This window comes from Pseudomonas syringae group sp. 243L2, assembly GCF_032587875.1.
Classification (GTDB): domain Bacteria; phylum Pseudomonadota; class Gammaproteobacteria; order Pseudomonadales; family Pseudomonadaceae; genus Aquipseudomonas; species Aquipseudomonas amygdali.
The window spans coordinates 107,269-125,347 of the sequence record NZ_JAWHPL010000003.1 but is presented as its reverse complement, the minus strand read 5'-3'; the positions used below and the strand labels follow the sequence as shown (position 1 = coordinate 125,347).

The following is an 18,079-nucleotide window of genomic DNA, read 5'->3' as shown; positions in this document are numbered from 1 at the left end:
GGGCTTTGGTTACTTTGGCCCCATCAAAGTAACTCGCCGAGGGGCGAAAAGGTGACCTGAGTCGGGCGCCAACTCACCTGATGTCGAAGAACCGCTGTGTGACGCGGAGCGTCACGAACTGCATTACCACGCGGAGCGTGGGAACGATAATCGGCGTAGTTTCAGTCCCGTCTTCCGGGCTCTCCAGGACGACTGTGTCACCATGAGCGCTGAGCGTATAAACGGGTAATCACGATCAAACCCGCGCCTGTACGTTCACCCAATACCGGGTGAAGCGTTGTACATGCACAGGGAGGGCGAGTTCCAGCATGTCGAGGATGCGCTCGCTGTCGGCCAGCGGATAGCTGCCGGAGATCAACAGGTTGGCCACTTTCGCGTCGCAGTTCAAACGACCGCGTCGATAGCGACCCAGCTCGGCAAGGAAGTCGGAGAGCTTCATGCGCGACGCCACCAGCATCCCGTCCGCCCACGCGCCACTGCCCGCATCTATCGGTTTCACGCTGTCCCAGGCATCACGGCTGAAAGTCACTTGCTGGCTGGACCGCAGCATCAAACCCGGACCGCTCCTGCCGAGCGGGGCTATTTCAAGGGCTCCGGCAAACACCGCCAATTGCGTGCGCCCATCCAGCTGGCGCAGGTTGAAACGGCTGGCCCCCGTCGACGCCCTGACCGTGCCTTCGGTGCTCAGCAGGCTCAGCGGGCGGCTGTCCGCCGAGGCGCTGATAAGGATTTCGCCCTGTAATAGCTTGATCAGGCGCTGCTGTGCATCGAAACGCACATCGACCGCGCTGGCGGTGTTCAACTGCACCTGACTGCCATCGCTCAATGCCACCTTGCGCTGCTCGCCAACGCCACTGTTGTAGTCAGCCAGCAAGGGTTGCAGGGCGATCTGCTCGCGCAGGCTCCAGCCCGCTGCCGAGCCTGCGCCGAGCAGCAACAGCAGTTTCAGAGCGTGCCGACGGCCGGCGGATTTCGGCGCATTGAGTGCCGCATGCGCCAGCGGCGAAGACAGCCCGCTAAGGCGCTGATTGACCCGCTGCATATGCGCCCAGGCCCGCTGATGTTCAGCGTTGCCATTGAGCCAGAGCTGCCAGGCCTGCTGACGACGCGCATCCAGCGTGCCTTCCTGCATTTCCAGCAGCCAGCCGACCGCTTGCTGCGCCACGCCAGGCGAGATGTCGGATTTGTTCAAGGACTCGTTGCTCGGGTTCATAAGGCGAAATAGCAGCGCAGTGCGGCCTTGTTCAGATGGCGTTTGACCGTTGCGATGGAGATGCCCAGTTCGGCGGCAATCTGGCCGTGGCTCAACCCGTCGACCTGCGACATCAGGAACGCCCGCTTGACCAGCACCGGCAGGCCGTCCAGCAGTTGATCGAGTTCCACCAGGGTTTCGAGAATGATCGCCCGCTCTTCTTCCGAAGGTGCCACGCATTCCGGCAGCTCAGCCAGCGCCTGATAGTAGGCGTGCTCCAGGTCCTGACGCCGGTAGTGATTGCACAATACACGTTTGGCAATCGTCGTCAGAAAAGCGCGAGGCTCAATGATCTGCGGCGTATCGCGTGCGCCCAATACCTTGATGAAGGTGTCCTGGGCCAGATCCGCTGCGCTGTGCGGACAGCCGAGCCTGCGTCGCAACCAGGTCGTCAGCCAGGTGTTGTGTGCCCTGTACAGGCTTTCGACAGTGTGATTGAGAGCGGAGTGGGCGATGGGCATCACAGGGAACAATCCACGGGGACTCGTTGATGGCGTGGATTCTGGCAGACTCTTTTGCGTATGAGAATATTTATCATTAATATTGCGGTTCATTTGTCTTGCTCAGGGACGAATGGCGCAAACAGCTGGCACTCATTGCGGCCTCTTCCCGAGGGCTGGTGATCCGGCTTCCCAGGTTTCATGAATCAATGAAGACCCTTTGATGGATGTCACCACCGAAAGCGGTTCGCTGCCGGAAAAACGCATGGCGAAAGCCAGAAGCAAGGGCCTGACGGTTGCTTATCGGCTTGCCGTTACCTCGCGGGCGCTGGCGGCGGTGTTTGCCGGTTATCTGCTCGCGTCAGTGGTCAGCATCTGCGTCGCGCAGTGGCTGCCCATCTCCCGCGCCGAAGCAGTGGTGACAGGCATGATGCTGTCCTTTCTGGTTTATCTGGCCGCGGTGCTCTGGTGTTTTGCCTGTCGCACGGCGTTGCAGGCCTGGGTCGGAGTGCTGGCGCCGTGCGCATTGCTGGCGGCTGCCTGCGCCTGCGGTCGGTGGCTATTGTGAAAGAGGGTTTTCGTCAGTCGATGGCCTGGTTGCACACCTGGGTCGGCTTACTGTTCGGCTGGCTGTTGTTCGCGATTTTTCTGACCGGCACGCTTTCCTACTTCAAGGATGAAATTACCCAGTGGATGCAGCCGGAAATTCCAGTGCGCGCTCTGGATGCCGGTGCCAGCGTGCAGCGGGCTCAGGATTATCTGCAAAGCCACGCCGCCGGGGCTACGCGCTGGTTCATCAGTCTGCCCGATCAGCGCACGCCCGGCCTGATGGTCGGCTGGCTGCCCGAAGGCAAGCAGGGCCAGCGCAACAACTTCGTGCGCAAGCTGCTCGATCCGCAGACCGGCAGCGAGGTGCTGGCACGTGACACGCGCGGCGGTGATTTCTTCTACCGTTTTCACTATCAACTGCAGATGCCTTATCCCTGGGGGCGCTGGCTGGCGACGAGCGCCGCGATGGTGATGTTCGTTGCGTTGATCACCGGCATCATCATTCACAAAAAAGTCTTCAAGGAATTCTTCACGTTTCGTCCACGCAAGGGTCAGCGTTCCTGGCTGGATGGGCATAACGCGCTTGGCGTGCTGGTGTTGCCGTTCCATCTGATGATCACTTACAGCAGTCTGGTGATCTTCATGTCGATGGTGATGCCCGCGAGCATCCTCAGCCAGTACGACACGGTTCAAGCGTTCTACCGCGAAGCCTATCCGTCCCCGGAAATGCTCAAGCGAGAAGGCAAACCTGCGCCGCTGGTAGCACTTGCACCGTTGGTCAATGCGGCGAACGCGAAGTGGGACAGCGGTCAGGTGGGGCGGGTGATCGTCAATAATCCGGGCGACAGCACCGCCACGGTTCTGCTGACGCGTGATGACAAGGGCAGCATCGTGCCGGATCGGGGCGGCGCGCTGACGTTCAGCGGGGCCAGCGGCGCGTTGCTGAACGAAGTACCCGAGCGCCCCGTTGCGCTGCTGATCTCCAGTGGGATGTACGGTCTGCATGTAGGCCATTTTGCCGAGCCGCTGCTGCGCTGGATGTACTTCATTTTCGGTGTCGCCGGAACCGCAATGATCGGCACCGGGCTGGTGATGTGGCTGGGCAAGCGTCAGCTCAAGCACGCCAAAAACGGCGTGCTGCCACTGGAGTTGCGCCTGGTGGAAGTGCTGAACATCGCCAGCATGTCCGGGTTGATGATTGCCGTGGCCAGCTTCTTCTGGGCCAATCGTCTGCTGCCTTCGGGTTTCATCGGGCGTGCCGATTGGGAAGTCAGCGTGTTCTTCACATGCTGGGCGTTGTCAGTGGTGCACGCCCTGGTGCGCAAAGGGCGCAGCGCATGGCGCGAACAACTGGGGCTGGGCGCGGTGCTGTTTGCCGGGCTGCCGCTGCTCGATCTGCTGACCAGCGGCCGCTATCTGCTGGGTTCGCTGATGTCGGGAAGCTGGATAATGACGGCCTTTGACCTGACGGCGCTGGTCACCGGGCTGTTTCTTGGCTGGGCAGCGCTGAAATTCAAAGCGCTACCCGCCGCCGAAACAGCCCGCGTCGCCTTGCAAGCCATACCTCGGGAGAGCCACTGATGCTGTTGGCTGCCTTACTGTGCTACGTAGGGTTTACCTGCCTGTGCCTGTCCATGGCGCGCCATTACAGCGAACTGCTCAAGGGGCCGTTTACCGAACAGCGGCGTCGGGCGCTCAAGCTGGTTGGCTGGGGCGCGCTGCTGTTGTCGTCATGGGCGGCGGTTCAGGCTGATGGCTGGATGATGGGCACGGTGCACTGGTTCGCCGCATTGATGAGCAGTGCGGTGTTGCTGGTTGCGTTGCTGCCGTTCCGGCCGAGTTGGGTGCTGGCGCTGGCAGGATGCGGCGTGCTGCTCAGCCCGTTGGCAGCCGTGAGTCAATTATTGGCCTAACGCCAGCCGGTATTCGCCCGGCGTGGCCCCCACGGCCTGACGAAACCGATTGCTGAAATGGCTGGCGCTGGCAAAGCCGCAGGCCAGCGCTATCTCGCCTAATGGCTTGCCGGTGCTGCGCAACAACTGGCGAGCCTGTTCGATACGTCGCGCCAATAAGTACTGGTGTGGCGGCAAGCCGAAGCTTTCGCGAAACATTCGCGCGAAGTGGTATTCCGACAGCGCGCACATGCCAGCCAGTTGACCGAGGCTCAGCGGATCGGCGAGGTGCATTTCGATGAAGTCCACCAGATGCCGCCGCAGGTGCGGTGCCAGGCCGCCTTTCAGACGTAAACCTTCGCGCAGCCCTGCCTGACTGAGCAACGCATGGCTGACCATCTCGTGCGCCAGGCTGCTGGTCAACAAACGCTCACCGGGTTCTGCCCAGTTCAGGCGAATCAACTGCCGGAAGCGTGCGGCTTGTGCGGGGTCTTCCAGAAAGGTGTTTTCCCGCAATTGCATCTCGCGCGGCTCGCGATCCAGTAGTGTCACGCAGCCCAGCGCAAACTGTTCCGGGCTGAAATACAGATGCGCCAGACGGATCTCGCCGTTCACCACCCAGGCGGACTCATGACCGGCAGGCAGGATGCACAGCTTGCCCGGCGCACCTTTCTGGTCGGGTCTGCCGCGCCGAAAAGTCCCGGTACCGTCCTCGATGTAGCACGACAGCGTGTGGTGGGTCGGTGCGTGATATTCCTGCGAGTCATGCCGATTGTTCCACAACGCTGCCACCAACCCGTCGCCCAGCGGCGCGCTCTGCTCCAGATTGGCATTGGGTGAACTGTTCAGGGCCTGAAAGACCTGGATGGATTCAATGGCGGGCATGACGATTCCTCTAGGATTTGTATCCTACTCGCTGGCAACGCCGCTGCCAGTAGCGCCTGACGCAAATGCGCAAGATTGTGCAAGCGCTGGCAGACCGGCACGCAGCAGACTGATGGCTCATCAAGGAGCCTGCACCATGAACATTTCGCTTTATCTGCTGACTGTGCTGATCTGGGGGACGACCTGGATCGCCCTGAAACTTCAACTCGGCGATGTCGCGATTCCGGTATCGATCGTCTATCGCTTCGCGCTGGCAGCCTTGGTGCTGTTCGCATTCCTGCTGCTGACAAAGCGTCTGCAACCGGTCAACCGTCGTGGTCAGTTGATTTGTCTTGCGCAAGGCGTGTGCCTGTTCTGCGTCAACTTCATGTGTTTCTACACGGCCAGTCAGTGGATACCCAGCGGCTTGATCGCGGTGGTGTTCTCGACTTCGACGCTGTGGAATGCGCTGAATGCGCGGGTATTCTTTCGCCAGAAAATCGCCGGTAATGTTATGGCCGGTGGTGCCATGGGCCTGATCGGTCTGGCGTGTCTGTTCTGGCCCGAGCTGTCCGGGCACAGCGCCAGCCGCGAGACCCTGATCGGTCTGGGCCTGGCCCTGCTGGGCACACTGTGCTTCTCGGCGGGCAACATGCTGTCGAGCCTGCAACAGAAAGCCGGCCTGCGTCCGCTGACCACCAATGCGTGGGGAATGTTCTACGGGGCGACCATACTTGGCCTCTACTGCCTGCTCAGCGGCACGCCGTTCACCTTCGAATGGAACACGCGTTACGTAGGCTCACTGCTGTTTCTGGTTATTCCCGGCTCGGTGATTGCGTTTACCGCCTACCTGACCCTGGTCGGGCGCATGGGGCCGGAACGCGCAGCTTATTGCACTGTGCTGTTTCCGATTGTGGCGCTGAACATCTCGACGTGGGTCGAAGGCTACCAGTGGACCGCGGCTGCCTTGCTGGGGCTTGTGCTGGTGATGGCGGGGAACGTGCTGGTATTCAGGAAGACCAGACCGGTTGCCGTCCTGGTCGGCGGCAAACTGGCCTGAGTCGATGTTCATACTCGGTTATAGAGCAGAAACGCCTTAGCCCTTCCACACCTGCGGATTGACCAGGTCCTGCGGCCGCTCGCCCAGCAACGCGTTGCGCAAGTTGTGGTAGGCGCGGTCGGCCATCGCCTGACGGGTTTCAGTAGTGGCTGAGCCGATGTGCGGCAGGGTGACGGCGTTCTTGAGCTGGAACAGCGGCGATTCTTTCAGCGGTTCTTTTTCATAGACGTCCAGACCGGCACCGCGAATGGTGCCATTCTGCAGGGCTTCGATCAGCGCAGGCTCGTCGACAATCGGGCCACGGGCGATGTTGATCAGGATGGCGCCGGGCTTCATCAGGCTCAACTCGCGACGGCCGATCAAATGTTTGGTCTTTTCGCTCAGCGGCACTACCAGGCAGACGAAATCCGCTTCGGCCAGCAATTGGTCCAGGCTGCGAAACTGTGCGCCCAGTTCCTGTTCAAGTTCGGTCTTGCGGCTGTTGCCGCTGTACAGGATCGGCATGTTGAAGCCCAGACGACCACGGCGGGCGATGGCTGCGCCGATATTGCCCATGCCGACGATGCCCAGCGTCTTGCCGTGCACGTCGGTGCCGAAGTGCGGAGGCTCGATACTGCGTGTCCACTGTCCGGCCTTGGTGTAGGCGTCCAGTTCGGCGACGCGCCGGGCGCTGCTCATGATCAGCGAGAAGCCCAGGTCGGCGGTGCTCTCGGTCAGTACATCCGGCGTATTGGTGAGCAGAATGCCGCGCTCGCTCAGGTAGTCGACGTCGTAGTTGTCGTAGCCCACCGAGATGCTGGACACCACCTCCAGTTTCGCTGCGTTTTGCAGCTGCTCGCGACCCAGCTTGCGGCCGGAGCCGATCAGCCCGTGGGATTCAGGCAAGGCCTCATCAAACTGGGCGTTGATGTCGCCCAGCTTGGGGTTGGGCACGATCACGTTGAAGTCTTGCGCCAGGCGCTCGGCCATTTCTGGAGTAACACGGCTGAAGGCGAGTACGGTTTTTTTCATTGGGCAGTCACTCTTGAGCGGTTGAATGAGTAGCACGCTAACATTCCTCTCCGCTCTTTGGCAGCCGCTTTTTACAGTTGTACGATGTCAGAACGAGGACTTGAGTGCCTGCACATGCAGATCCGCTTCATCGGCCGCGAGAATTTCCGGCAGGGAACCTCGCAGGTATTCGACCCAGGTTCTGATCTTGGCATCCAGATACTGGCGTGACGGATAGATGGCGTACAGGTTCAGCTCCTGCGAGCGGTAATCCGACAATACGCGCACCAGTGTGCCGTTGCGCAGCCCCTCGATCGCCGAGTAGATCGGCAGAATGCCAATCCCCATGCCGCTGGAAATCGCGGTTTTCATGGCATCCGCAGAATTGACCAGCAGCGGCGAGCTGTTGATGGTGACCATCTCCTGACCTTCCGGGCCATCGAACAGCCATTTGTCCAGCGGGAACACCGGGCTGACCAGGCGCAGGCACGCATGATTCAGCAGGTCGGCAGGCTTGTGGGCCATGCCGAAGGTTTTGACGTACTCGGGCGATGCACACACGATGCTATAGGTAATGCCCAGCCGCTGAGACACAAAGCCCGAGTCTGCCAGTTCGCTGGCCAGCACGATCGACACGTCATAGCCTTCTTCCAGCAAGTCCGGCACGCGGTGGGTCATGGTCAGGTCGAACGCGACATCAGGGTGGTTGCGGCGATAACGGGCGATGGCGTCGATCACGTAATGCTGGCCGACGCCGGGCATCGAATGCACCTTTAGTTGCCCGGCCGGGCGGGCATGCGCGTCGCTGGCTTCGGCTTCTGCCTCTTCGACCGAGGCCAGAATCTGCTCGCAGCGCAACAAGTAGCGTTTGCCTGCTTCAGTGAGGGCAATACGCCGGGTGGTTCGGTTGAGCAGGCGCGTCTGTAAATGTGCTTCAAGGTTGGAGACCGCGCGCGAGACGTTGGCGGTGGTGGTATCCAGCACGGCGGCGGCAGCAGTGAAGCTGCCCGCTTGCGCCACGCAACTGAAGGCACGCATGTTTTGCAGGGTGTCCATGGGTACTTCTCTGAGTAGATGGCAAATTGTGACATGAAGTAACGGATGCATGTATCCAGACCAAAGGATTATCGCCGTTTCAGTAACAAAGATTCACAAATCTCCCCGCTTATCGCCGCGTCAAGCGCCGCCTAGAATCGCCGCCATTCAAGGTGTATTACCTCCGTTCGGGAACTCGCAGCTGTGCCGCGTCGCATCATCAGAGGGCTCTGGCCCGTCGGTATCCTGGCTTTTACGCTGGTCCTCAACGGCTGTATCGGAACACATGGAATCAAACCGCAGGGCAGTTTTCTGCACGCGGACAGCCTGGCCACCGATCAGGCGATTCAGAGCGCTGCCCTCGACGCCCATTGGCCCGCAGCGCAATGGTGGCGTGCCTATGGCGATGCGCAACTCAATCACTGGGTCGATATTGCTACGCTTGGCAGCCCGGGTCTGGCGCTGGCCGCTGCCCGTGTGCGCCAGGCAAGAGCGATGGCGCAGATCGCCGAGTCATCCGAGTCGGTGCAGGTGCAGGGCAGTGCCAGCCTGATGCGCCACGACTGGCCCGAGGATCAGTTTTATGGTCCCGGAGCGCTGGCCGATACTCGCACCTGGGACAACAATGCGTCGCTGGGTCTGAGCTACGCGCTGGACCTCTGGGGACGTGAACGCAATGCCAGCGAGCAGGCCCTTGATCTGGCGCACATGAGCGCTGCCGAGCAGCGTCAGGCGCAGCTCGAATTGCAGGAAAACGTGGTTCGCGCCTACATCCAGCTGGCCCTTGAATACGCCCGACTGGATATCGCCGAGGCAGCGCTGGCCCAGCAGCAACAGATACTCGATCTGGCGCAGCGTCGCCTCAAGGGCGGGATCGGCACGCATTTCGAGATCAGTCAGGCCGAAACGCCATTGCCCGAGGCCCACCGGCAGATTGATGCGCTGCAAGAGGCCATCGCCCTGAGCCGCAATCAGCTGGCTGCTCTGGCAGGTAAAGGGCCGGGAGAGGGCGCGGCGCTGCAACGGCCTACGCTGTCGTTGCACACCGAGCTGAAAATGCCGTCGGCATTGCCCGCCGAACTGTTGGGACGGCGGCCCGATGTGGTGGCCGCGCGCTGGCAGGTTGCGGCGCAGGCGCGCGGTATCGATGTCGCGCATGCGGGCTTTTATCCCAATGTCGATCTGGTCGGCAGCCTGAGCTACATGGCCACGGGCGGCGGCATGCTGGAGTTTCTGACCGGCAGCAAGTTGGGTTACAAGGTCGGACCGGCCATCAGCCTGCCGATCTTCGACGGTGGACGCTTGCGGGCAGAACTGGGGCAGGCGTCGGCCGCTTATGACCAGGCCGTGGCGCATTACAACCAGACGCTGGTGATGGCGTTGAAAAGTATTTCCGACCAGCTTATTCGTCGCGCCTCGATGGACAAGCAACAGGCATTTGCCGCCGAGTCGGTAGCGTCGACACAAAAGACCTATGACATCGCATTGATTGCCTGGCAGCGCGGGCTGACCGATTACCTGAACGTGCTCAACGCCCGGACCCAGTTGTTTCGCCAGCAGCAGATTCAGCAACAGGTCGAGGCTGCGCGCCTGAATGCCTATGCCGGATTGGTGGTGGCGCTAGGTGGGGAGAGCGGCAGTTGCCATTCCTTACGCACCACGGCCGATCTTGAGTGTGCGAAATGATTGCTGCTTTTGAGCACATGGCGGCGTTGCCCTGGCGTCGTGAATTTCGCAGTTGGGCGCGCAGTGACGGGGTGACCTGGGTTTACCTTTTCAAAGTATTGATCGCTGCTTTTCTGACCTACTGGCTGGCTTTGCGCCTGGAGTTGCCGCAGCCGCATACGGCGATTATCACCGTGTTCATCGTCATGCAGCCGCAGAGCGGGCAGGTGTTCGCCAAAAGTTTTTACCGCCTGCTGGGCACGCTGGCCGGGTCGGCCATGATGGTGCTGTTGATGGCCCTGTTTGCGCAGAACCCGCTGCCGTTTCTCGGCAGCCTGGCGCTCTGGGTCGGGATTTGCTCCGCAGGTGCGGCGCGTTATCGCAACTTTCGCGCTTACGGCTTTGTGCTGGCGGGGTATACGGCTGCGATGGTAGGGCTGCCCGCCCTGGCGCACCCCGAAGGTTCATTCATGTCGGCGGTGTGGCGGGTACTGGAAATCACTCTGGGTATCCTCTGTTCCACTGCGGTGAGTGCGGCGATCCTGCCGCAGAGCTCCAGTGCCGCCATGCGCAATGCGCTGTACCAGCGCTTCGGCATATTCGCTCGCTTCATGGCCGAGGGTTTGCGCGGGGACATTTCACGCACGGCATTTGAAACCGGAAACGTGCGCTTCGTCGCCGAGGCCATCGGACTGGAAGGACTGCGCAGCGTCACGGTATTCGAAGACCCGCACATGCGCCGACGCAATGGGCGGCTCAATCGCCTGAACAGCGAGTTCATGGCCGTTACGACGCGCTTCAATGCACTGCATCAGTTGCTTGAACGACTGCGTCTGGAATGCGCCGATACCGTGTTAGAGCACATCGGACCCGGCCTTGAAACCCTCGCAGAATTACTTGATGGCTTCGCCGACCGCGCATTGACCAACGATGATGCCGCGGTGCTGGTCACGCGCCTTGAGGCCTGCAGGGCGCAGTTGCCTGAGCGGGTCAGAAGCCTGCGCGCCGAGCTGGAGAAAACCCTGCCGAGCGACGCCGAACGACTCGATTTTCATACGGCGTTCGAGCTGCTGTACCGGCTGGTCAGCGAGCTGCATGATTACGCGTTGACCCATGCATCGCTGGCCGATCACACCCATGCGCGTGAACAGTGGAAAGCGTCATTCGTGCCGCGTACCCACTGGATGACAGCCCTTGCGTCTGGAGCCCGCGCGACCTGCGTAGTCGGCCTGATGAGTGCCTATTGGGTGCTGACGGCCTGGCCCAGCGGCGCGAGCATGGTTCTGGCTTCAGCGGCGACCGTTGCGCTTTCATCGACCACCCACAACCCCAGGCGCATGTCTTTGCAGATGGCCGGCGGTACGTTGCTCGGCGCGCTGCTGGGTTTTGTCGAAACCTTTTTTCTGTTCCCGCACATCGACGGCTTCCCGCTGCTGTGCCTGTTATTGGCCCCTGTGTTTGTGCTCGGCGCTTTTCTGGGCTCACGTCCGCAGTGGACGGGATACGGCCTGGGGCTGCTGATTTTTTTCAGCCTGGGCTCGGTGCCGGACAACCTGACGGTCTACAACCCTTACACCTTCATCAACGATTACCTCGCGATGGTCTTTGGCATGCTCATCTGTGCCGCAGCGGGGGCGATCATCCTGCCACCCAACAGCCGCTGGATGTGGCAGCGTCTGGAGCAGGCCTTGCGCAATCAGGTGGTGTTTGCGATTGGCGCACCGCTCAAGCGTCTGGGTTCAAGCTTCGAAAGCCAGACCCGCGACCTGATGCATCAGGCGTACGGCCTGGCGATTGGCAAACCGCTGGTTCAGCGCGAGTTGTTGCGCTGGATGTTCGTGGTGCTGGAAATCGGCCACGCTATTATCGAGCTGCGCCGCGAACAGGCAATTCTGCCGATTCATCCTGCCTACGCCGAATACCAGCCCTGGCGCATCGCGTTGCGCGTCATGGGGCGCGCCTTGGTACGCCTGTTCATCCAGCCCGATGCGGTCAATCTGCAGCGCTGCCTGTCGGCGGTCGATCAGGCGATCAAGCGGGTACAGGACGCTGATGAGCCGTTCGCCTCGCATTTCGATACGTCGGTGCTGCGTCGGGTGAAAAGCTATCTGCACTTTATCCGCACCTCGCTGTTGGACCCGCAATCGCCGCTTGCCGCCTATGGCGTCGAGCGCACCGCTTCAGGAATGGCTCATGCCGCGTGAGATAGCTTTCCACGGTCTTTACATGCCAAGCCTGACGCTGATGTTTCTGCTGGCTGTCGTTCTGGCGTGGGCGCTGGATCGTCTGCTGGCCGGTTTTGACCTGTACCGGCATTTCTGGCACCCGGCGTTGCTGCGCTTGTGCATGTTTATCTGCATCTTCGGCGCTTTGGCGCTGCCCCTTTATCGTTGACGCCTGAGTCGAGAAATATCCGCATGAAAAAGTTCTATAGCCTGCTTGCCACGTTGCTGGTGCTGGCGATCGCGCTCTGGGTCGGTCGTACGCTGTGGGTCGACTACATGGATACGCCGTGGACCCGTGATGGTCGGGTACGCGCCGATATCATCAATGTAGCCGCCGATGTGTCCGGCACCGTGGTCGATGTGCCGGTGCACGACAATCAACGGGTAAAACGCGGCGATTTGTTGATGCAGATCGATCCGGAGCACTACCGGATCGCAGTCAAACAGGCGCAGGCGTTGCTGGCCTCACGCAAGGCGACGTGGGAGATGCGCAAGCTCAACGCGAAGCGCCGTGCCGACATGGATGAACTGGTCATCTCGGCAGAGAACCGTGACGACGCGAGCAATGTTGCCACCTCGGCGCTGGCCGATTACCAATTGGCGCAAGCGCAGCTGGAGGCGGCCGAACTGAACCTGTCCCGCACACGTGTGCTGGCGGCGGTGGACGGTTATGTCACCAACCTGAACGTGCATCGCGGCGACTATGCGCGTATCGGCGAAGCGAAGATGGCCGTGGTCGATATGAACTCGTTCTGGGTTTACGGTTTTTTCGAGGAAACCAAGCTGCCGCACCTTAACGTGGGCGATCCTGCCGATATGCAGTTGATGAGTGGCGAAGTGCTAAAAGGCCATGTCGAAAGCATCGCACGCGGTATCTACGACCGCGACAACCCGCAAAGTCGCGAATTGATCGCTGACGTGAACCCGACCTTCAACTGGGTGCGTCTGGCCCAGCGCGTACCGGTGCGCATTCATCTGGACGCGGTACCGGAAGGCGTATTGCTGGCGGCGGGAATGACCTGCACGGTGATTGTCAGGCCAATAGACGGCTGATGCTTGAGGACGCAGAGCGTCCAGAACGGCATGCGACGCGGAGCGTCGCACGATAATTGCGATGATCGCTCCCTACGCTCCAGCATTGGGATTGACGAATCGGAGCGTCGCACGATAGGCAGGTGGTCGTTCCGCACGCTCCAGCGTGGGAATGCAGTTCGTGACGCTCTGCGTCACAAGTCGGTGTTCAATCCAAAGCGTTTTCTCAGGCCCATATCCAGTAGCCCTTTGGGCAGCAACCACGCCATCAGCGGCAGCAGGCGTGAGCCGTTGCCCAGGCGCAGCAGGCGTGGCGGATGGGTTTGTTGCACGGCTTTGAGCAGGTCGCGGGCGAATTCTGTAGCAGGAGTAGGGTTGTCCAGTGAAGCCTTTGCACGTGCGCGAATGCCTTCGCGGATAGGCCACCAGGGTGATTGTTCACTGATCAACTGTTCGGCTTCATGACTGGCATTTTTTGCGAAGCTTGACGCAATGGCACCGGGCTGGACTTCCATTACCTGTACGCCAAATGGTGCCAGCTCCAGACGTAGCGCATCGCTGAGGGCATGTACCGCGGCTTTGGAAGCACAGTAAGCACCTGCAAACGGGGTGACCAATACACCTGAAACGCTACCGATATTGACTACCAGGCCTTTGTTGCGACGCAGCGCCGCAAACAGCGCGCGGGTAACGCCGATGACGGAAAACACATTGGTTTCAAACTGCCGCTGCAAGGCCTCCACGCCGCCATCGAGCAGCGGCCCCATCGCGCCATAGCCAGCGTTATTGATCAACACATCCAGACCGCTGTGCTCCAGCCCGGCGGCCAGTTGCTCCAGCGCCAGTCCGTCGTTGACATCCAACTGCACGGCAATAAAGCCCGCGGCACTGAGTGCAGCGACATCCTCGGCCTTGCGCGCCGTCGCCCAGACTTCATAGCCAGTGGCCTTGAATGCATCGGCCAGTGCACGACCGATTCCGCTGGAGCAGCCTGTAATCAGAGCGATAGGCATGGGTGAAGTCCTTGTGGTCAATCCGAGAAGCTGCCTTGCAGATGTTCTGCGCGAAATTCCAGGGTTTGCGGGCGATAGCCATTGCGCAATGCGGGCAGTGGCACGCAATCCTGCCACGTACCTTTGGCCTGAAGTTCGCCGGGGCCGCGGTAGCGTGCAGAGGTGTAGGTGTTATCCGCCAGATTCACCGAGTCGCCGGGCGCATAGGCCGCGATCCGCCAGCGCAGCTCCTGCAATGCAACCTGGTTGGTATTGGTGATGCTGACCTGCAACGGACGATCTGCCGGGCAGTTTTGCGGATCGTAACTCAGGCGGATATCCAGACGCTCAAGCTGACGCGTTTCCTGGCTGTCCTGCCAGATCACCACAGCCGCCACGACCCCAAGCCCGACCGCCGCAGCCAACGAGACCGGCAAGGCTTTCGCCGGGTAGCGGAGCAGAAGGATGAGCCAGGTCAGGATCAACAGGATGCCGATAAACATGCAGGTCTCCAGCAAAGGTAATGCTGGACATCCTACAGAACCTGGGAGGGGGACGTCGCGCAAATGAAAAGCCCCCGACAACTCTCTGCGTATAAATCTGCGCAAAGAGTTGTCGAGGGCTGTGTTACCTGTAACGTGCAGCTAAAATCCTATCAGCGAGCGATAGTTTGCGTCTTCACACCCGCTTCAAGCGCGTTCGAACGACCATAGATATCTTCGAAACGCTCGATATCGTCTTCGCCCAGGTAGCTGCCCGATTGCACTTCGATGATTTCCAACGGGATCTTGCCTGGGTTGCGCAGGCGATGCACCGAGGCGATCGGGATGTAGGTGGACTGGTTCTCGGTGAGCAGGAACACGTTCTCGTCACAGGTCACCTGCGCAGTACCGGATACCACGATCCAGTGTTCGGCGCGGTGGTGGTGCATCTGCAGCGACAGGCAGGCACCCGGCTTGACGGAGATACGCTTGACCTGGAAACGACCGCCCATGTCCACCGAATCGTAGGAGCCCCACGGACGGTACACTTCGAGGTGGTTCTGGGTCTCGGTGCGGCCCTGTTCGTTGAGGGTGGCGACCATCTGCTTGACGCCCTGGACCTTGTCCTTGTGGGCAATCATCATCGCGTCCTTGGTTTCGACGACCACGATGTTGTCCAGACCGATCACGGATACCAGTTTGCCGTTGCCGTGGATCATGCAGTTGCGGCTGTCCTGAATAACCACGTCGCCCTTGGTGACGTTGCCATTGGCGTCCTTGGCGTTGACTTCCCACAGCGATGACCAGCAGCCGACATCGCTCCAGCCAGCCGACAGCGGCACAACGCAGGCGCGCTGGGTTTTTTCCATGACCGCGTAGTCGATGGAGTTGTCCGGGCAGCAAGCGAAGGTGGAAGCGTCGATTTCCAGCGCATCGCCGTCCTGCACGCTGCGCTCAAGGGTCAGCAGGCAGGTGTCGTAGATGTCCGGATCGTGCTTTTTCAGCTCTTCCAGGAAGCGGCTGGCGCGGAACAGGAACATGCCGCTGTTCCAGTAGTAACCACCGGCTTCGACGAATTCCCTGGCGCGTTTTTCGTCAGGTTTTTCGACGAATTGCGATACGCGGCTGACGCCTTCGGGCAGCAGGGCATCGGCGGTGGACTTGATGTAGCCATAGCCGGTTTCAGGCTTGTTGGCCGGTACGCCGAACAGCACCATTTCGCCGCGTTCTGCGGCTACGGTTGCCAGTGCCAGTGCGCGTTGCAGGGCTTTCTGGTCTTCGATGACGTGGTCGGCTGGCAGCACCAGCATCAGGCCGTCGTTGCCTTCGTTGACCAGCTTCATGGCGGTCAGGGCAACGGCTGGCGCCGTGTTGCGGCCGAACGGTTCCATGAGGATCGCCTGGGTTTCCAGGTTCAGCGCAGCGAGTTGCTCGTTGACGATGAAACGGTGGTCCTTGTTGCAGACCACGATAGGCTCCTGCATGCCCTCGAACACCAGACGCTCCAGGGTTTGCTGGAACAGGGTGTGCTCGCCGGTCAGTGCCAGGAACTGTTTAGGGAATTGTTTACGCGAAAGCGGCCAGAGTCGTGAACCACTACCGCCTGACAAGATAACTGGAATCATTTTGTTTCTCCAAAAGCATTCAATTAGGGCCGTACGAGGTGTCTGTCGTTTCTGTCTTGTTCTTGTTCCGCGCGGGTCGGTTCAACGCTGATGCCCTGAACCGACCGGCATAATCCGTTTAGCGGGTAGCGACCGGTGGCTTGACCCACACTGGCGAGAGGCTGCTGCCACTGCCGGTGATGTAGAGCACAGCGGCTTCGCCACGCTCCAGTGCCACAGGTTTCAAATCGGTGACTTTCTTGTCGCCGTCGTACAGCGCCAGGCTGACTTTGACCGGGTTGATCTCACGCTCGCCGGTGCCTTTGGCCGCTACGGCGTTGACCACTTCGGTCTTGCCGTCGGCGGTTTTCAGAGTCAGGGACTTGTCGCTGAGGTTCTGAACGCGAACCAGGGATTTCTGCTTGTTCTTGAACGGCGGCTCTTCAACCAGCTGCGGTTTGCCGCTGGCGTTGTTGACGATGGTGTAGTAGTGATCACCCGCCAGTTTCACCGGCAGGCTCTGGCTGCCCAGCTTGGCGGTGTAGTCGCCCTGTGGCATGAAGCTGAACGCAGTGCTGCCCAGTGGCGCCACTTCGTTGAGGTTGGTGTTGCCAACGGTGGCGCTGATTTCGGCGTTGCTGGCGTTGTAGACACGCACGAAGGTCGAGCCTTTTGGTGCGGTCGGGCCGTACAGGGCGGAGTCACCGGCGAAAGCTTGCAGGGACATCAGGCCCAGACCTGCGGCCATTGCGCAGGTTTTGAAAATGCGTTTTGCGGCCGAACGGTTGGCAGTAGTGTTAAAAGTCATGAGTCAGTCCTCTCAGTTTTGCGCCCGGTTGGGCGACTCGGATTGTTTGGCGTTGAGCGCCACGTTTTCTTGGGTGTCACGCGATTTCTTCAGCTCGGCGATCCACTTCGGATCGAACTCGCCAAGATCGTTGTGTGCCGGCAGGTAGCGCTCCGGGAATTCCCAGATCACCACTTGCGGCGGGGTGTTCTTGAAAGCATCGGTCTGCAGGTACTTGAGCATCGGCAGAATCGGGCCATGGCCGTCTTCGGCGTAGTTGACGACATCGCTGCGCAGCGCTTCTTTCAAGGCCCCGACGAAGTTCCAGTTAGGGTTGGCGCTGTAGCTGGTGCCGACCAGGCCAACCGGGATGTCGCTGTCTGCGAACAGTGCGTCACCGCCTGCCGCTTCGCCTGCTACCGGATCGGTACTGCGTTTCTGCAACTCGTCCGGCTTGGGCAGCATGTTGCTGAACAGCGGATCGAGCGGCAGGAATGTAGTCAGGTCACCTTTGTAGGCTTCGGTTCCCTTGGCTTGTGTGACGAACTGCTCAGGTTCACCTTCCAGTGGCGTTTTCTGGGCAATCGCGGCGCTCAGTTGCTGCGCGGCGACTTCGGCACCCATTGGCGTCCAGTGGGTGTCGGTGCGCAGGAAAACCTGGCCCTGTTGCTTGGCAGCTTGCAGCGGTGCCAGCAGGTCCGGGGCAAAGATCCCGGCCTTGGCGACCTGCGCGTGGAACTGCTGATACAGGTCGGTGTGCAGGCTGGCAGGCTTGCTGTCACCGATATGTTCCGGGTACAGACGGGTCTTCGCCGGAACGATCGCCAGGACCAGTTTGGTGCCCTGTTTTTCCAGCGCGTCACGCACACCCTGAATGATCGCCAGGTTGTCGGCTTCGTTCTGCTCGCCGTTGGCAACCGCGTCGAACTCTTCGTCGGTGTACAACCACTGGTCCTTGCCGAGCACAACACCCGGACGACCTTCGTTGAACAGTTTGAAGTCCAGCGCTGCCCAGAGGTTGGTGCCCAGGCGCTTGATCGGGAACTCATCGTCGTAATGAGTTTCCGCCGCCTTGGTCCACTTGCCGTTGAGCACGGTGGTCTCGGCCGAGGTCGAGAACGTGCTGAAACTGCGCAGCGACCAGATGCCCAGGACTAGCAGAATGGCCAGGAAGATGGCGATATAGAGGATTCGTAATGAACGGGTCATG

The 18,079-nt window shown here is 60.4% G+C and carries 18 protein-coding genes; 8 read left to right on the top strand and 10 right to left on the bottom strand.

Annotated features, from left to right (window positions below; genetic code table 11):
• Positions 1-235: 235 nt before the first annotated feature.
• Together RYB66_RS01700 and RYB66_RS01695 are read right to left on the bottom strand one after the other, a co-directional pair.
• A complete protein-coding gene (locus RYB66_RS01700; protein WP_044293494.1) occupies positions 236-1,213 on the bottom strand; it encodes a FecR domain-containing protein in 978 nt (325 codons plus the stop codon).
• Entirely contained in the window at positions 1,210-1,713 is a 504-nt protein-coding gene (locus RYB66_RS01695) for a sigma-70 family RNA polymerase sigma factor (protein ID WP_005746036.1), read from the bottom strand. Before RYB66_RS01695 ends, RYB66_RS01700 begins: the two co-directional genes overlap by 4 nt.
• Positions 1,714-1,915: 202 nt before the next feature.
• Here RYB66_RS01695 and RYB66_RS01690 point away from each other — a divergent pair, with 202 nt between their 5' ends.
• From RYB66_RS01690 to RYB66_RS01680, 3 genes are read left to right on the top strand one after another with little or no spacing between them, the layout of a single operon-like run.
• The gene (locus RYB66_RS01690; protein ID WP_044293499.1) at positions 1,916-2,260 is read left to right on the top strand and encodes a DUF3649 domain-containing protein; all 345 of its coding nucleotides are present in this window, start codon (positions 1,916-1,918) and stop codon (positions 2,258-2,260) included.
• 20 nt (positions 2,261-2,280) lie between these two features.
• Positions 2,281-3,822 carry a PepSY-associated TM helix domain-containing protein gene (locus RYB66_RS01685; protein WP_044293502.1) on the top strand — a complete coding sequence of 514 codons (1,542 nt, stop codon included), beginning with the start codon at positions 2,281-2,283 and terminating at the stop codon, positions 3,820-3,822.
• Positions 3,822-4,154, top strand: coding sequence for a DUF3325 domain-containing protein (locus tag RYB66_RS01680; RefSeq protein WP_044293504.1), 333 nt, complete (start codon positions 3,822-3,824; stop codon positions 4,152-4,154). Before RYB66_RS01685 ends, RYB66_RS01680 begins: the two co-directional genes overlap by 1 nt.
• Here RYB66_RS01680 and RYB66_RS01675 read toward each other — a convergent pair.
• Positions 4,143-5,018 (bottom strand): AraC family transcriptional regulator, encoded by an 876-nt coding sequence (locus tag RYB66_RS01675; RefSeq protein ID WP_192485608.1) that lies wholly within the window; start codon positions 5,016-5,018, stop codon positions 4,143-4,145. The genes RYB66_RS01680 and RYB66_RS01675 overlap by 12 nt on opposite strands.
• A gap of 136 nt (positions 5,019-5,154) precedes the next feature.
• On the opposite strand from RYB66_RS01675, the gene RYB66_RS01670 reads away from it, so the two are divergent.
• Positions 5,155-6,057, top strand: coding sequence for a DMT family transporter (locus tag RYB66_RS01670; protein WP_044318230.1), 903 nt, complete (start codon positions 5,155-5,157; stop codon positions 6,055-6,057).
• A gap of 36 nt (positions 6,058-6,093) precedes the next feature.
• Here the strand turns inward: RYB66_RS01670 and RYB66_RS01665 are convergent, their stop codons facing one another.
• Both RYB66_RS01665 and RYB66_RS01660 read right to left on the bottom strand, forming a co-directional pair.
• The gene (locus tag RYB66_RS01665; RefSeq protein WP_005733186.1) at positions 6,094-7,068 is read right to left on the bottom strand and encodes a 2-hydroxyacid dehydrogenase; all 975 of its coding nucleotides are present in this window, start codon (positions 7,066-7,068) and stop codon (positions 6,094-6,096) included.
• Between the two features lie 87 nt (positions 7,069-7,155).
• Positions 7,156-8,103: a LysR family transcriptional regulator gene (locus RYB66_RS01660; protein WP_002552240.1), complete on the bottom strand. Its 948-nt coding sequence runs from the start codon at positions 8,101-8,103 to the stop codon at positions 7,156-7,158.
• A 183-nt stretch (positions 8,104-8,286) separates the two neighbouring features.
• On the opposite strand from RYB66_RS01660, the gene RYB66_RS01655 reads away from it, so the two are divergent.
• From RYB66_RS01655 to RYB66_RS01640, 4 genes are read left to right on the top strand one after another with little or no spacing between them, the layout of a single operon-like run.
• Complete coding sequence (locus tag RYB66_RS01655) at positions 8,287-9,768, top strand: efflux transporter outer membrane subunit (RefSeq protein WP_016981539.1); 1,482 nt, start codon at positions 8,287-8,289, stop codon at positions 9,766-9,768.
• Positions 9,765-11,951, top strand: a complete 2,187-nt coding sequence (locus RYB66_RS01650) for an FUSC family protein (protein ID WP_005746028.1) — start codon at positions 9,765-9,767, stop codon at positions 11,949-11,951. Before RYB66_RS01655 ends, RYB66_RS01650 begins: the two co-directional genes overlap by 4 nt.
• Positions 11,941-12,141, top strand: coding sequence for a DUF1656 domain-containing protein (locus RYB66_RS01645; RefSeq protein ID WP_005746027.1), 201 nt, complete (start codon positions 11,941-11,943; stop codon positions 12,139-12,141). Before RYB66_RS01650 ends, RYB66_RS01645 begins: the two co-directional genes overlap by 11 nt.
• 23 nt (positions 12,142-12,164) lie before the next feature.
• Positions 12,165-13,025 carry an HlyD family secretion protein gene (locus RYB66_RS01640; RefSeq protein WP_005746024.1) on the top strand — a complete coding sequence of 287 codons (861 nt, stop codon included), beginning with the start codon at positions 12,165-12,167 and terminating at the stop codon, positions 13,023-13,025.
• Positions 13,026-13,198: 173 nt separating this feature from the next.
• Here the strand turns inward: RYB66_RS01640 and RYB66_RS01635 are convergent, their stop codons facing one another.
• The 5 genes from RYB66_RS01635 to RYB66_RS01615 all read right to left on the bottom strand — a co-directional run bounded on the left by RYB66_RS01635 (position 13,199) and on the right by RYB66_RS01615 (position 18,078).
• Complete coding sequence (locus RYB66_RS01635) at positions 13,199-14,017, bottom strand: SDR family oxidoreductase (protein WP_002552245.1); 819 nt, start codon at positions 14,015-14,017, stop codon at positions 13,199-13,201.
• A 17-nt stretch (positions 14,018-14,034) separates the two neighbouring features.
• Entirely contained in the window at positions 14,035-14,499 is a 465-nt protein-coding gene (locus RYB66_RS01630) for a hypothetical protein (protein WP_016980911.1), read from the bottom strand.
• 152 nt (positions 14,500-14,651) lie between these two features.
• Positions 14,652-16,103: a mannose-1-phosphate guanylyltransferase/mannose-6-phosphate isomerase gene (locus RYB66_RS01625; protein WP_004663964.1), complete on the bottom strand. Its 1,452-nt coding sequence runs from the start codon at positions 16,101-16,103 to the stop codon at positions 14,652-14,654.
• Positions 16,104-16,221: 118 nt separating this feature from the next.
• Positions 16,222-16,890: an alginate O-acetyltransferase AlgF gene (locus tag RYB66_RS01620; RefSeq protein WP_004658322.1), complete on the bottom strand. Its 669-nt coding sequence runs from the start codon at positions 16,888-16,890 to the stop codon at positions 16,222-16,224.
• 12 nt (positions 16,891-16,902) lie between these two features.
• On the bottom strand, positions 16,903-18,078 hold the full coding sequence (locus RYB66_RS01615; RefSeq protein WP_005732683.1) for an alginate O-acetyltransferase: 1,176 nt from the start codon (positions 18,076-18,078) through the stop codon (positions 16,903-16,905).
• Position 18,079 lies beyond the last annotated feature (1 nt).